The 14909-nt window shown below is 45.1% G+C and carries 11 protein-coding genes and 1 pseudogene; 7 read left to right on the top strand and 5 right to left on the bottom strand.

Annotation, left to right across the window (positions count from 1 at the left end):
* Nucleotides 1-70: 70 nt before the first annotated feature.
* The gene (locus tag RA178_RS17885; protein WP_306683120.1) at nt 71-475 is read right to left on the bottom strand and encodes a GNAT family N-acetyltransferase; all 405 of its coding nucleotides are present in this window, start codon (nt 473-475) and stop codon (nt 71-73) included.
* A 158-nt stretch (nt 476-633) separates the two neighbouring features.
* On the opposite strand from RA178_RS17885, the gene RA178_RS17880 reads away from it, so the two are divergent.
* Nucleotides 634-3048 (top strand): TonB-dependent receptor domain-containing protein, encoded by a 2415-nt coding sequence (locus RA178_RS17880; protein WP_306683118.1) that lies wholly within the window; start codon nt 634-636, stop codon nt 3046-3048.
* Nucleotides 3049-3192: 144 nt separating this feature from the next.
* Here RA178_RS17880 and RA178_RS17875 read toward each other — a convergent pair.
* The 3 genes and pseudogenes from RA178_RS17875 to metK form a co-directional block, all read right to left on the bottom strand.
* Nucleotides 3193-3518: pseudogene (locus tag RA178_RS17875) on the bottom strand (transposase); the annotation flags it as partial.
* Nucleotides 3519-3595: 77 nt separating this feature from the next.
* The gene (locus RA178_RS17870; RefSeq protein WP_306683116.1) at nt 3596-4081 is read right to left on the bottom strand and encodes a hypothetical protein; all 486 of its coding nucleotides are present in this window, start codon (nt 4079-4081) and stop codon (nt 3596-3598) included.
* Nucleotides 4082-4223: 142 nt separating this feature from the next.
* Entirely contained in the window at nt 4224-5375 is a 1152-nt protein-coding gene (gene metK / locus RA178_RS17865; RefSeq protein ID WP_028761631.1) for a methionine adenosyltransferase, read from the bottom strand.
* Nucleotides 5376-5820: 445 nt separating this feature from the next.
* Here metK and tkt point away from each other — a divergent pair, with 445 nt between their 5' ends.
* The 6 genes from tkt (at nt 5821) to nhaD (ending at nt 14192) form a co-directional block, all read left to right on the top strand.
* Nucleotides 5821-7815, top strand: a complete 1995-nt coding sequence (gene tkt, locus RA178_RS17860; protein ID WP_168824856.1) for a transketolase — start codon at nt 5821-5823, stop codon at nt 7813-7815.
* Nucleotides 7816-7931: 116 nt separating this feature from the next.
* A complete protein-coding gene (epd, locus tag RA178_RS17855; RefSeq protein WP_105250098.1) occupies nt 7932-8948 on the top strand; it encodes an erythrose-4-phosphate dehydrogenase in 1017 nt (338 codons plus the stop codon).
* A gap of 135 nt (nt 8949-9083) precedes the next feature.
* Nucleotides 9084-10259: a phosphoglycerate kinase gene (locus tag RA178_RS17850; RefSeq protein ID WP_131525104.1), complete on the top strand. Its 1176-nt coding sequence runs from the start codon at nt 9084-9086 to the stop codon at nt 10257-10259.
* 221 nt (nt 10260-10480) lie between these two features.
* The gene (gene fba, locus RA178_RS17845; protein ID WP_028761627.1) at nt 10481-11548 is read left to right on the top strand and encodes a class II fructose-bisphosphate aldolase; all 1068 of its coding nucleotides are present in this window, start codon (nt 10481-10483) and stop codon (nt 11546-11548) included.
* A gap of 205 nt (nt 11549-11753) precedes the next feature.
* On the top strand, nt 11754-12491 hold the full coding sequence (locus RA178_RS17840; protein WP_028761626.1) for a DUF481 domain-containing protein: 738 nt from the start codon (nt 11754-11756) through the stop codon (nt 12489-12491).
* A 231-nt stretch (nt 12492-12722) separates the two neighbouring features.
* The gene (gene nhaD, locus RA178_RS17835; RefSeq protein ID WP_306683111.1) at nt 12723-14192 is read left to right on the top strand and encodes a sodium:proton antiporter NhaD; all 1470 of its coding nucleotides are present in this window, start codon (nt 12723-12725) and stop codon (nt 14190-14192) included.
* 193 nt (nt 14193-14385) lie between these two features.
* Here the strand turns inward: nhaD and RA178_RS17830 are convergent, their stop codons facing one another.
* Complete coding sequence (locus RA178_RS17830; RefSeq protein WP_219234424.1) at nt 14386-14904, bottom strand: hypothetical protein; 519 nt, start codon at nt 14902-14904, stop codon at nt 14386-14388.
* Nucleotides 14905-14909 lie beyond the last annotated feature (5 nt).

Below are 14909 nucleotides of genomic sequence, written 5' to 3'. Positions count from 1 at the left end.
TATTTTATTCGTCTGTTTATAGTCATTGATATTATTTGTGCATTTTTATCAATAGTACTTTTACCAATTATCAATACTTTTTCACCATAAAGTAGCGCTCAGGTGTCGTGGTGACTGTGCCTATGATCTCAAACCCTTGTTTTTCATAAAATACAGGGGCTTGAATCGATAAGGTATCCACTTGAGCTACCAAGCAACCGCGTTGTTTCGCCTCTGCTTCTGCAAGTGCCATCAGTTTACGCCCAAGCCCTGTGCCTCTGGTTTGGTCATCAACCCAGACGACATTGATTAAGAAGTTTTTATAGATAGTTCGGCCACCCACACCACCAATCAACTTGCCAGCTTCATCACGTGCAATGACAGTCAAAGGTACTGATTTCTCGTGTCCTAAGAGCCCAGCATTATATTGCCGAACGCCGTCTACCAGCGCATCCACAATCGCGATATTTTCTTCACTCATAACTTCAAAGTTCATGTCAAAAACTCTTTCTGGAATGTGATTACTTTATAAACGTAAATGTTATTTCTGTTGTATTCAACTTTTGATTGATCTCACTAATGTTAATCATTATCATTCGCGAAATCATTTATGGATTACATTTGTAAACTAAGTTTACTAAACAGGAGAGGTTTATGTTATTTCGTCAAACTTGCTTGGCAGTTGCCATTACCGCTGTATTTGCGGGTAATTTTGTCCAAGCCGAAGAGGCTCCCGACAGAAAAATGGAAGTTATGGTTGTTACTGCCTCTGGATATGAACAGAAATTGGTTGATGCACCTGCCAGTATTTCTGTTATCACCCAAGAAGATTTGATGATAAAACCTTATACCACTCTCCTAGATGCAGTGCGTGACTTGGAAGGGGTTGATATTGGTGAAACCCGTGATAAAACAGGGCAAGGTACCATCAGTCTACGCGGTATGGGATCTGACTATACCTTAATCCTTGTCGATGGTAAGCGTCAGAATAACCATGGTGATATTTATCCAAACAGTTTTGGTGGCAATCAATTTGGTCATGTACCACCACTTGATGCTATTGATCGAATTGAAGTTATTCGTGGGCCAGCATCAACGTTATACGGTGCAGATGCTCTAGGTGGTGTGGTGAACATCATCACTAAAAAAGTGGGCGACGAATGGTCTGGCTCTATCACTCACAGCCGAACTCATCAAACCAATGATGCCTATGGCGAAGATATCACTACCGATTTCAGCGTGATGGGTCCCCTCATTAAAGGCGTTCTTGGGTTATCTATTCATGGCAGTATTTATGATCGAATGGGGTCAACACCAGAGTATGCACCAGTAGATTATCCCAATGGAGAAGTACGCACTCGTTCACTCGGTTTTGGTGGTGGCGGTAAAACCGTCGATAACGAAAATCATATGTTAGGTGGGAGTTTAAGTTGGACGTTAAATGAACATCACAAAATTTGGTTTGATTTAGATTCCTCATCTCAAGATTATGATAATACACCACTGATCAATGATAACGGTGAACGCGAGTATCCGCTTGGTACTGTTGATAATATCGATAGTCTCTGGATTGCCAGTAACTTCTGTAAAGGCGGCGTAGGTTCCCGTGAGGCTGCTTGTCTAGCCAGCGGTGGTGAATGGGCAAGACGCTCAAATCCGCGAGCGGGTTACAGCGAGACTCAAAAATTTACCCGTGATGCTTGGGCATTAACCCATGAAGGTGCTTGGGATTTTGGTACAAGCTTTGTGTCACTATCCTATGTAGACACACAAAATAATGGCCGCACACTGCCATTTACCACTGCTGAGCGAGTATTACTACTGCAGATGATTGATGGTAAAGGGGATTACACCGGCATGACTGAAGCCGAACGTAAAGCGATTGCTGAATCCACTTTCCTGCCTAGACCTAAACGCGAAATGGCAAGTAATCAATATACGCTTGATATGAAACTCGATATTCCATTTGAAGCTGCAGGAAATCATGTCGCAGTGACGGGTGCGCAGGTGATTCGTGGTGAGTTGAAAGACGGTGTATTTGGTATGGAAGAAGGTACGCCGGGCGCAGTACAAGAACATAATATGTGGTCTGTTTTTGCTGAAGATACATGGAGCATGACTTCTGATTTATCTGTTACTGCGGGTTTACGTCATGATGATCATGAAATATTTGGCAACCAACTCAGCCCACGTCTATACGGCGTTTACCCCATTAATAATGAGTGGACTGTAAAGGGTGGGGTGAGCACAGGTTTTAAAACACCTAAAACCACACAATTGTATGATGGTGTCGTTGGCTTTGGTGGCCAAGGAACCTCACCGCAATTTGGTAACCCAGATCTCGAAGCTGAAACCAGTGTGTCCAGCGAAGTCGCCCTGTATTGGTCTCATCCAGATGGCCATAATTTTAACGTCACTATCTTTAAAAATGACTTTGACGATAAGATTGCTTCACAACCCTGTGGTAAAGGTACGAGCATAGAATGTTCCGATGCGGGTGAATATGCTGATTTAGGTTATGCAGTCAGTAGCAAAACAGTCAACATAGATAAAGTTACTATTCAAGGTGCTGAGCTCGCGGGACGTTGGGAAATTCTAGATGCCTTAACGTTAAATGCTAATTATACCTACACAGATAGCGAGCAGAAAAGCGGTGCAGAGCAAGGCCGTCCACTCGGCAACAGTGCCAAGCATATGGCAAACGCGACATTAAAATGGGAGTTGACCGACTCATTTAACGTATTCTTGACCTCAGAATACCGTGCTAAACGTTATCGCTCTTGGGATATCATTAATGATGCTGCACTCTACTATAAGGGTTATAACGTGTTCCATCTTGGTGGTTCTTATCAGGCGAGTGAGTTTGTCACCTTCAACATGCGAGTAAATAACTTGTTTGATAAAGATTTTACTTCATACGATATTGTCTTCACCGAATGTAGTGACACTAGCACAACTTGTGTCTCTGACGATAATGGCCAAAACGGATACACAGCATCTTACGTTGATGATTTCAATAACAAAGATAAGGCCCGTAACTTCTGGGTTGGTATGAATGTACGTTTCTAAACTAATACTCTGTGCATTAGTTATTATTTGATATTCATGGGCGATAGATAAAAATGAGAGTTACCCGTTTGATAAAAGTATCCACTACCAATTAAACAATAGGGTAACTCTCATTACTCATTACTCATTACTCATTACTCATTACTCATTACTCAGTGCACCTGCACTGTGCTGGTGAGTCCGCACTATCGAGCCATCAATAAAGACCCATTCCGTGTCGGCCATTTTCGCTAAAGCTTTGAATAAATAGGCCTGAATGTCTTTTTAGACCATAAATAAAACCGTCTAAAGACCGTACTCCAATGGCTCAACTCTTTGGGTAAATCTTGCCAAGGGATACCTGTTAGAAGGTGGTAAAGAATGCCTTCGAATGTTTGTCTATGTTCAGGTTTATCATAAACACGGCCTGTGCTGTTTATTAAATGAAAAAGCGTTTCCCAGCGTGCATTGGGTAGCATCAGTATCGGCATGCTGCCTAAAAATCATCCTCGAAAGCTCAATAGACCCTAGATGAAGTCAGAAAAATTAAAGGTGCTAGCGTATAAGGCTACAGAATGAGCCATTGTCCGTTTGGATAAGTACCAATATAACCAAAGGGTATTCTTCCACAGAGATACCAAGATAGGCGTTCACTCGTAAAGGCTGAAAGTTTAACGTCAGCTAGGAGCAGTGTTGCGAGCGTATTAGCGTCATCGGATGTCAGCGCGCATATTTCTGCAACGGGAATAATTTTCCAAGTGGAGAGGTAAGCTGACTTAGACATTTCATCGACTTCGCTGTCAGAAATCCAAGCATGCACATCATTTACTACTGCCTTTGTTTTTAACGAATTTGCCAAGTCATGATCAGTTACACACAGGCTTTCATATTGGATTTCGTAAGGTGTTTCAAAAAAGGCTTCAGGATCGGATTCAAGAAAAGCGGCGATCTCCTCTAATGTGCCGTATGTCTTTGCTGTTTCCTCTGGCAGACCTACGTTGGCTGCCCATGCACAAGATTGAAGTTGCTGTAATAAGATGGCGTTATCGGTCATGGGGTCTGTGCACTCTAATGGTCTGTGTATATGCTGCTTTTATTTTGCCATATTTGTAATCTAACTAAATGTCAGACATAAAAAAACCGCTGGGTAGCGGTTTTTCATGGGTCTTAAGTGTAAAAATTGAAATGAATTAAGACTATAGACCCGCGTCAGCGCGCAATATTTCGGCTTTATCAGTCGCTTCCCATGGGAATTCGCTGCGACCAAAGTGGCCATAAGCGGCGGTCGCTTGATAAATTGGACGTGCTAAATCTAGCATGGCCGTTAAACCGTATGGGCGCAGTTCAAAGTGTTGACGTACTAACTTGATCAGCACTTCTTCAGACACCTTACCTGTACCGAAGGTCTCGATGCTGATAGAGGTAGGCTCTGCCACACCAATAGCGTAAGACACTTGGATTTCACAGCGATCAGCAAGACCTGCTGCAACTATGTTTTTTGCTACATAACGGGCAGCATATGCCGCGCTACGATCCACTTTTGATGGATCTTTACCAGAGAATGCGCCACCACCATGACGGGCCATGCCGCCGTAAGTGTCAACGATGATCTTACGACCCGTTAAGCCACAATCACCTACTGGACCACCGATAACAAAACGGCCAGTTGGGTTGATAAAGAACTTAGTATCTTTGTTTAACCATTGAGCTGGTAATACTGGCTTGATGATGGTTTCCATCACACCTTCAATTAAGTCGGCTTGTGAAACGTCATCTCTGTGTTGAGTCGATAACACAACTGCATCGATACCGACAATTTTGCCATCATCATAGGCAAAAGTGACTTGGCTTTTCGCATCTGGGCGTAACCAAGGTAGCGTGCCATTTTTACGGACTTCAGACTGACGTTTCACTAATGCGTGGGCATAGGTGATAGGTGCAGGCATCAGAATGTCGGTTTCGTTGTTGGCATAGCCAAACATTAACCCTTGATCGCCAGCACCTTGCTCTGCAGGGTCTGCGCGGTCTACACCTTGATTAATGTCGGGTGATTGCTTACCAATGGCGTTTAATACTGCGCACGAGTCTGCATCAAACCCCATATCTGAATGGGTATAACCAATTTCACGCACCGTTTTACGGGTGATTTCTTCAATATCAACCCAGGCAGAGGTAGTGACTTCACCACCTACTAATACCATGCCGGTTTTGACATAAGTTTCACACGCTACGCGTGCTTTTGGATCTTGAGCCAGAATTGCATCTAGCACAGCATCAGAAATCTGATCTGCAATCTTATCGGGATGACCTTCTGAGACCGACTCAGAAGTAAACAAGTGCTTTGCCATAGTAGGAAAATCTCGTCGTTAGCATTCAAACGTGTAGAAGCATCTACATCTAGACGGCTATTTTAGTTTAAATCCGATTGCCGATCACCCCCGATAATAAAAAATCCTCTCAGATTGTGACCTGAAAACGACTACGCTCAGTCATAAATAGGTTATTTTTCTTATATTTCATAGTATTAAGTTTGCTATGTTTTTGAGAAATTTATTTCTCCATTACAAGTGATCCTTGCTATGTCCTCTCAAGTAAACGCCAGCAAAGTGACAGGGTTGTTTCTGCGACTTATATACTCAAGCTACCTGAATCCTGCATCTTCAGGTTGTTTGGGTACATATTCGGCCATCTTTTGCTGAGTGAATGGCAATTTTAGTTTGCGTCACACTGGCATGTAGGGGAAAATATGCATCCAAATTGCCCGCTAGACCCCACAAACAAGCAGGAGAGAGCATGTCTTCCCGTAAAGTACTCGCAAACGCAATCCGTGCGTTAAGTATGGATGCAGTTCAAAAAGCAAATTCAGGCCATCCCGGCGCCCCAATGGGTATGGCAGATATTGCTGAAGTGCTGTGGAATGATTTCCTTAAGCACAACCCGAACAATCCGAAATGGGTAGATAGAGATCGTTTTATCCTCTCTAACGGTCACGGTTCAATGCTGATCTACTCTTTACTTCACCTGACTGGTTATGAATTACCAATTGAAGAGCTAAAACAGTTCCGTCAATTGCATTCTAAAACACCGGGTCACCCAGAATACGGTTACACCCCAGGTGTTGAAACCACAACGGGTCCACTCGGTGCGGGCATTAGCAATGCTGTTGGTATGGCGATTGCTGAGAAAACCTTAGCGGCACAGTTTAACCGTGATGGTCACGATATCGTTGATCACTACACTTACTGCTTCCTCGGCGATGGCTGTTTGATGGAAGGTATTTCCCACGAAGCCTGTTCATTAGCCGGTACTTTAGGTTTAGGTAAACTGATCGCATTTTGGGATGACAACGGTATTTCTATCGATGGCCATGTTGAAGGCTGGTTCACCGATGATACACCAAAACGTTTTGAAGCTTACGGCTGGCATGTGATTGCCGGTGTTGATGGTCACGATAGCGCGGCAATCCGTGCTGCTATCGAAGCGGCTAAAGCCGTTACCGATAAACCAACCATGATTTGCTGCAAAACCATTATCGGTTTTGGTTCACCCAACAAATCTGGCAGCCACGATTGTCACGGCGCGCCACTAGGCGATGCAGAAATCGCAGCCGCCCGTGAATTCCTTGGCTGGCCACATGCACCATTTGAAATCCCTGCTGATGTTTATGCCGGTTGGGATGCCAAAGAAGCTGGTGCGGCCCGTGAAGCAGCGTGGAACGAGAAGTTTGCAGCTTATAGCGCAGCTCACCCAGAACTGGCTGCTGAATACGAGCGCCGTGTACTGAAAGGTGAATTACCTGCTGATTTCGAAGAAAAAGCGCAGGCATTTATTCAAGCATCACAGGACAAAGCCGAAGGGATTGCGAGCCGTAAAGCGTCACAAAATGCTATCGGTGCATTTGGCGCTATGTTGCCTGAACTGTTAGGCGGCTCTGCTGACTTAGCGGGTTCTAACTTGACACTGTGGTCAGGTTCTAAAGGTATTCAAGACGATCCAGCTGGTAACTACATTTACTACGGCGTGCGTGAATTCGGCATGAGCGGCATTATGAACGGTGCTTCGCTGCATGGTGGTTTCATCAACTACGGCGCAACGTTCATGATGTTCATGGAATACGCCCGTAACGCAGTCCGTATGTCGGCGCTGATGGGTATTCAAAACATCTTCGTTTATACCCATGACTCTATCGGTCAAGGTGAAGATGGCCCAACGCATCAACCAGTTGAGCAATTAGCTAACCTGCGTATGACGCCAAATATGGCCGTATGGCGTCCATGTGATGCGGCAGAAACGGCAGTTTCTTGGAAAGCTGCGATTGAGCGCCGTAATGCACCTACGTCACTGATCTTCAGCCGTCAAAACCTGAAAGCTCAAGCGCGTACCGCTGAGCAATTAGCTAATGTGGCTAAAGGTGCTTATGTACTGCAAGACTGTGCGGGTACACCAGAACTGATCCTGATCGCAACTGGTAGCGAAGTACAATTGGCAATGGATGCAGCCGCTGCACTGACTGAGCAAGGTAAACACGTTCGCGTCGTCTCTATGCCATCGACAACTGAGTTCGATAAGCAAGATGCCGCGTATAAAGAATCTGTATTACCACGTGCTGTGACTAAACGTGTGGCTATTGAAGCGGCGCATACCGATTTCTGGTACAAGTACGTCGGGTTTGAAGGCACAGTTGTGGGCATGACCACATTTGGTGAGTCTGCGCCGGGTAACGTGCTATTGAATCACTTCGGTTTCACCGTTGAAAATGTGCTGAATGCTGCAAAATCATTGGGCTAATCGCTCAAGGGATTAGATTCAATACAAAAGGTTAAACTTTTTAAGTGTTAATCTGTATAATGCGGCCTGCAATCGTTTGCAGGCCGTTTTTGTATTAAGAGGAAATTGAGACCTCAATGATCCGAGTCGCTATCAATGGTTATGGCCGTATCGGCCGCTCTATTCTCCGAGCTTTATATGAGTCTGGAAAACGGCAGCAAATGCAGATTGTCGCGATTAATGAATTAGCTAAACCTGAAGCCATTATTCATCTGACCCAGTACGACACCACCCACGGTCGGTTTGCGCATAAAGTGAAGCTTGTTGATGATCATATGCTGATTGGCGACGATGCGATAAAAATCCTCCACGAGCCCGATCCGGCAAAACTCCCTTGGCACGAGATGGACATAGATATTGTCTATGAAGCCACAGGCGTATTAGTTGATCGTCAAAGCTGCGAAGCCCATATTCATGCTGGCGCTAAACAAGTGCTGATAAGCCATCCATCCTCAGCGGATGTCGATGGCACGATTGTCTATGGTGTGAATCACGATTTACTCCGCGCCGAACACACTGTGGTGTCCAACGCTTCTTGCACCACAAACTGTATCGTGCCTGTGATCGATGTGCTCGATCGCCACTTTGGCGTTAAAAGCGGTGCCATTACCACTATCCATTCGGCGATGAACGATCAGCAAGTGATTGATGCTTACCATGATGATTTGCGTCGAACCCGTGCTGCTGGTCAATCGATTATCCCTGTCGACACTAAACTTGCCCGCGGCATTGAGCGGATCTTGCCGCACATGAAAAATAAGTTTGAAGCGATTTCGGTGCGCGTGCCCACCATCAACGTGACCGCCATCGATTTGTCCGTGACCTTAGAAAAAACCGTCGATATTGCCACAGTCAATCAGGTGCTGGAATCAGCCGCCAATGGGCGATTTAACGGCATCTTAGGCTATACTGATGAGCCCTTAGTCTCATGTGATTTCAACCATGATCCGCGCTCCAGTATTGTCGATGGTACCCAGACCCGCGTGAGCGCCGGTCAGTTGGTGAAGTTACTCCTGTGGTGCGATAACGAGTGGGGTTTTGCCAATCGTATGTTAGATACGAGTTTGGCGATGATCGCGGCCAAGCGAGGCTGATAAAAGTAGATTATTCACTTGTGGGTCACTGAATTTATGCCAATTCGACGGGATGTCGAGCGCCGAGCGGCTGTCAATTCATACCGGCTATAGTGTGAAACAGTTTGTTTTTTGATTATAAAAGGAAGCGTTACCATGGCAATTATCAATATGTCAGATCTGGATCTACAAGGTAAGCGCGTGCTTATCCGCGAAGATCTCAATGTCCCTGTCAGCAATGGCGTCGTCACCAGTGACGCACGTCTGCGCGCCTCTCTACCGACTATCGAGTTGGCCCTTGAAAAAGGTGCGGCTGTGATGGTGATGTCGCATTTAGGTCGTCCGACCGAAGGCGAATACAATGCTGAATATTCTATGCAACCTGTGGTCGATTATTTGGCAAAAGCCCTGTCTTGTCCTGTGCGTTTAGCGACCGACTATTTAGATGGCGTTGACGTTGCCGTGGGTGAAGTGGTTGTGTTCGAAAACGTGCGTTTCAACGTGGGTGAAGGTAAGAACAACGAAGCCTTATCGAAAAAAATGGCGGCGCTGTGTGATGTCTATGTGATGGACGCCTTCGGTACTGCACATCGTGCCCAAGCATCGACCCATGGCGTGGGCATGTTTGCCCCAATCGCCTGTGCCGGTCCATTACTGGCACAAGAATTAGATGCCTTAGGCAAGGCATTAGATAACCCTGCGCGTCCTATGGTGGCGATTGTCGGTGGCTCTAAAGTGTCGACTAAGCTGACCGTGCTAGAAAGTCTTTCAGGCATAGTCGATCAGTTAGTGGTTGGCGGCGGTATTGCCAATACTTTCATTGCGGCGGCGGGCTACAATGTCGGTAAATCGCTGTATGAGGCGGATTTGATCGACGAAGCTAAGCGTTTAGTGGCTAATGCTAAGAGCCGTGGCGCCGATATTCCTGTGCCGACCGATGTGGTCGTTGCGGGCGAGTTTAGCCCAACTGCGACAGCGACGTTAAAATCGGTTAGCGAAGTCGCTGATGGCGAAATGATTTTCGATATTGGTCCAGATAGCGCTGAAGCACTGGCTAAAATCATCGAATCTGCTGGCACTATCGTGTGGAACGGCCCTGTGGGCGTGTTCGAATTCGACCAATTCGGTGAAGGTACTAAGCGTATCGCCCAAGCGATTGCTGATTCAAAAGCGTTCTCTATCGCAGGCGGTGGTGACACTTTGGCTGCGGTTGATAAGTACGGTATTGCCGATAAAGTGTCTTACATTTCGACTGGCGGCGGTGCTTTCCTCGAGTTCCTCGAAGGTAAAGAATTACCGGCTGTGGCTATGTTAGAAAAGCGCGGCGCTTAATATTAAGTTTTAAAAAACGCGGCGCATAAGACGCCGCGATAAGCTCTGATAACATCAAAGCTTTGATAAAAGTAAAAAATTATAAAAAAACCGCCCGTATTCATCTAAGGTACTTAATTTAAGTTGTTTATTTAAGGTACAGAGTTGAATGCGGGTATAAAAATCCATCCAAACGATAGCGACCTCGGTGATAGATATCACCCTATTATTGGAGTTAAAAAATGGCGTTAATTTCCCTACGACAACTACTTGATCACGCAGCAGAACATGGATACGGTGTGCCTGCGTTTAACGTTAACAACTTAGAGCAGATGCGTGCCATCATGCAGGCCGCTGAAGCAACAGACAGCCCTGTGATAGTGCAAGCTTCTGCTGGCGCACGTAAATACGCTCGCCCACAGTTCTTAAAATATTTGATGGCAGCAGCTCTTGAGCAGTATCCAGATATTCCGGTGTGTATTCACCAAGACCACGGTACCGATCCTGATATTTGTCAGCGTTCTATCCAATTAGGCATGTCATCAGTCATGATGGACGGCTCTTTGATGGCTGACGGCAAAACGCCTGCATCGTACGAGTACAACGTTGATGTTACCCGTCGTACAGTGGCATTTGCCCATGCGTGTGGTGTGTCAGTTGAAGGTGAAATCGGCTGTTTAGGCAGCTTAGAAACTGGCCAAGCTGGCGAAGAAGATGGTGTTGGTGCATCAGGTATTTTAAGTCACGATCAAATGTTGACTAGCCCTGAAGAAGCGGCGCGTTTCGTTGCCGATACCCATGTTGATGCACTCGCGATTGCTATCGGTACTAGCCATGGTGCATATAAGTTCAGTCGTAAACCGACGGGCGATGTACTACGTATCGACCGCATCAAAGAAATTCATGCGCGTATTCCTAACACTCACTTAGTGATGCACGGTTCATCTTCTGTGCCACAAGAGTGGCTAAAGATCATCAACCAATATGGTGGTCAGATCCCAGAAACCTACGGTGTGCCATTAGAAGAAATCGTAGAAGGTATCAAACACGGTGTACGTAAAGTCAACATTGATACCGACTTACGTTTAGCATCAACGGGGGCCGTTCGTAAATTCTTAGCTGAACACCCAAGTGAATTTGATCCACGTAAATTCCTGAAAGCATCAATGGAAGCCATGGCCGATATCTGTACGGTTCGCTATGAAGCTTTCGGCTGTGCAGGTCAAGCATCTAAGATTAAGCCATTGTCTTTACAAGCAATGTATAAAGCGTATCAGTCTGGCGCGTTAGATCCTAAGATCAATATGTAAGCGTTATTGCTGAGATAAAAACCCGCTAAAGCGGGTTTTTTTATACTTAAAATAGCTGCAATTTTCATTTTTTAATCGTAAATGTTAATATCGCGCAGATTTTCAGGGGAAAATACTAACCCTTATTAATATGTGCTTATTCAGCATCGCTGGGACGAACAGATATTTATAGGGATTGGATTTAACGGAACAGGAACGGATAAACATGAAGAAAGTACTGACCGCAGCACTATTAATGACTGCACCTTTTATGGCGACAGCTGGGGCCGATTTTGTAAAAGGCGATGAGACATTCGCAGGTGAAGCTGAGCTTGGTGCAACCTTAACCACAGGTAACACTGAAACCTCATCATTCAAAGGACGTTTAAATCTTAAGCATGAGCTTGGCGATTGGGAGAATCAGTACTTACTCGAAGGTTTATATAAAGAGGATACAGGTTCTGTTACCGCGAAACGCTATTTAGCGGGCGCACAAGGTAACTACAAGATGACAGATCGTAGCTACTTGTTTGCTAACGGTAATTATGAAGTCGATCCTTTCACAGGTTATGATTACACGCTATCTGGCGCAGCGGGTTATGGTTATAGATTCTATGATACTAGTAAGACCTTTTTAGATGTCGAAGTCGGTCCAGGTTATATCTATCAGCGTCTTGATACAGAGCAAGCACTTATCGAAGGCCATGACACCAATGACAGCGTCGTCGCTCACGGCGTGATCAACTTTGAAACCGAAATCACTGACACCTCTAAATTCCAACAACGTTTCGTTGCCGATTACGGTGATAAGCTCGATGCCCGTTCTGAAACTTCGTTAACGGCGAATATTATCGGCGCATTAGCAATGAAGTTTGCCATTATTGTGCGCTACAACAGCGAGCCGTTGGACAATAAGAAAAGTACAGATACAGAAACCAATATGACCTTGTTATATTCCTTCTAATGCTGTGACGCTGATTAGAAACTAAAAAGCACCTTTGAGGTGCTTTTTTATTGGCTCTTTTTAGACTAAGTTAAATGTTTCTTTATTAGTTATCGCTGTAGTTATACAAAAATTAATGTTTTAAACGCCTTTGGTTATAGGGTAATGCATAGAAAGTTGCGTTTTATCAACATTTACTATGCCGAAGCTATGGTAATTTTCGACTAATTTCCTACGTAGAGATGAACTTTAATGAAATTACAGCGGTTGTTTAAAGGCAGTGGAATGGCGTTATGGAGTCTATTCTGCGTTGCAATATTGAGCGGATTCTCACCTGCAGCATGGGCTATGACAGAAGGGATAGAACGGCATAATTTAACCGCCTCGAGTGTGGGTTATGTTGCCGTCTTTGTGTTTGTACTTGCATACATAATGGTGATGGCTGAGGAGTCGTTACATTTACGCAAGTCGAAACCTGTACTGGTCGCGGCAGGGATTATCTGGGGCATGATAGGTTTTGTGTATGTACAAAATGGTATGTCTGAAGTGTCGGAAGCGGCATTCAAACATAACTTACTTGAATATGCTGAGCTTCTACTCTTCTTACTCGTGGCGATGACTTATATCAATGCTATGGAAGAGCGAAATTTGTTTGATGCCATTCGTGGTTGGCTTGTCGGCCGTGGGTTTAGTCTGAGAACCGTATTTTGGTTGACGGGGTTTATGGCGTTCTTTATCTCACCCGTGGCAGATAATTTAACGACTGCGCTATTGATGTGTGCCGTGGTGATGAAGGTGGGGGCAGGGCAACGCAAGTTTATCACCCTAGCCTGTATCAACATTGTTGTTGCGGCTAATGCGGGTGGTGCGTTTAGTCCGTTTGGTGATATCACGACCTTAATGGTGTGGCAAAAAGGATTAGTGCACTTTAGCGATTTCTTCCATCTGTTTATTCCTGCTTTAGTGAACTTTGCATTACCCGCTGCCATTATGAGTGTGTTTATTCCACATTTTGTGCCAGAGCCAGAAAAAGAGCATGTTTATACTAAGCCGGGTGCTAAGCGAATTGTTGCGTTGTTTTTACTCACAATCGCTACGGCAGTGTGTGCTCATTCCTTCTTAGGTATGCCGCCTGTATTGGGTATGATGACGGGATTAGGTTTCTTACAATTTTTTGGTTTTTATCTGCGTAAAACCTTCAATCGTTCCGTTGCCCGCGAACGTGCAAAGGCTGAATTGCGTCAGGACGAGCAGCGTCTGCAGCAACTTGGTAGTGTGGTGCCCTTCGATGTGTTTAGCAGGATCTCCCGCGCTGAATGGGATACCCTGTTGTTCTTTTATGGTGTAGTGCTATGTGTGGGTGGCCTTGGCTTTATGGGGTACTTGAGCTTAGTATCTGAGGCTTTGTATTCCAATTGGGATACGACCTATGCCAACGTGGCTATCGGTCTGTTGTCTTCGGTTGTTGATAATATTCCGGTGATGTTTGCTGTGTTGACGATGAACCCTGAGATGGCCTTAGGCCAATGGTTACTGGTAACGTTAACCGCAGGAGTTGGGGGCAGTTTATTGTCAATTGGCAGTGCTGCAGGGGTCGCGTTAATGGGACAAGCTAGGGGGATTTACACCTTTGGTGCCCATTTGCGTTGGACACCTGTCATTGCGCTGGGTTATATCGCGAGCATTTTAGTACATATGTGGCTCAATGCCGCGATGTTCTAAATAAAAGTACTGAGCATTCATCATTTGGGCTGTATTGACGTTTGTGAGTCGTTTTGTAGCGGATAATATCGCGAATTATTTAGCGAACAACATCGATCTAACAAAATTCAATCGCATAACGTCTAGATATCAATGAATAAAATAGAGGCATCCGATGGATGCCTCTATTTGTTTGGATATGTCATGGGAAGGATTATTGCGGTAGAACTTGGATTAAATCCAGCTCGTTATTGGCTTTTGCACCGTAGATCTGAATCGCGACTTTAATTTGTGCCACTGAACCACTTGGATCCTGCTGAGCCCAATCTAAGCCTGCTATCTCAAATTGATATTGACCGCTTGTGACTTCGGTTAATTTACCGCTGCATTCTCCAAGACTTTGGCAACGATAATTTTGGGTAACATGCCAGTGTTTCCATGCCTTCGGATTCGAGGATTCCTTGGCTTTGTCGGGGAACCCAAAATAGTAAATATCATAGGTTTTAGCCGCAGTGATCGCCTCTTGTTGCGCATCCGTCAGTGAAAATTGAATTGTCCCTGTACTCGAGTCAAATTGCTCAAGCTTGAGATTTATCTGCGTTGCTTCATCAATGTTTATTGCATTTTCGACGGGAGGTGGCTGCGGAGTTTCAGGCTCAGTGTTATTGCTGTCACTGCCACATCCTACGAGCATTAATGTTGCGAGGGTCAATGTGAGTAATGGGTATTTCATCACAG

This window comes from Shewanella oncorhynchi, from assembly GCF_030848765.1.
Classification (GTDB): domain Bacteria; phylum Pseudomonadota; class Gammaproteobacteria; order Enterobacterales; family Shewanellaceae; genus Shewanella; species Shewanella oncorhynchi.
This window is presented reverse-complemented; position numbering and strand designations above follow the sequence as displayed.

Bases quoted from the DNA above. Each gene is read 5' to 3' on its own strand.
- RA178_RS17870 (WP_306683116.1), bottom strand. From the start codon at position 4,081: ATGACCGATAACGCCATCTTATTACAGCAACTTCAATCTTGTGCATGG.
- RA178_RS17885 (WP_306683120.1), bottom strand. From the start codon at position 475: ATGAACTTTGAAGTTATGAGTGAAGAAAATATCGCGATTGTGGATGCG.
- nhaD (WP_306683111.1), top strand. From the start codon at position 12,723: ATGAAATTACAGCGGTTGTTTAAAGGCAGTGGAATGGCGTTATGGAGT.
- RA178_RS17880 (WP_306683118.1), top strand. From the start codon at position 634: ATGTTATTTCGTCAAACTTGCTTGGCAGTTGCCATTACCGCTGTATTT.
- fba (WP_028761627.1), top strand. From the start codon at position 10,481: ATGGCGTTAATTTCCCTACGACAACTACTTGATCACGCAGCAGAACAT.
- tkt (WP_168824856.1), top strand. From the start codon at position 5,821: ATGTCTTCCCGTAAAGTACTCGCAAACGCAATCCGTGCGTTAAGTATG.
- RA178_RS17830 (WP_219234424.1), bottom strand. From the start codon at position 14,904: ATGAAATACCCATTACTCACATTGACCCTCGCAACATTAATGCTCGTA.
- metK (WP_028761631.1), bottom strand. From the start codon at position 5,375: ATGGCAAAGCACTTGTTTACTTCTGAGTCGGTCTCAGAAGGTCATCCC.
- RA178_RS17850 (WP_131525104.1), top strand. From the start codon at position 9,084: ATGGCAATTATCAATATGTCAGATCTGGATCTACAAGGTAAGCGCGTG.
- epd (WP_105250098.1), top strand. From the start codon at position 7,932: ATGATCCGAGTCGCTATCAATGGTTATGGCCGTATCGGCCGCTCTATT.
- RA178_RS17840 (WP_028761626.1), top strand. From the start codon at position 11,754: ATGAAGAAAGTACTGACCGCAGCACTATTAATGACTGCACCTTTTATG.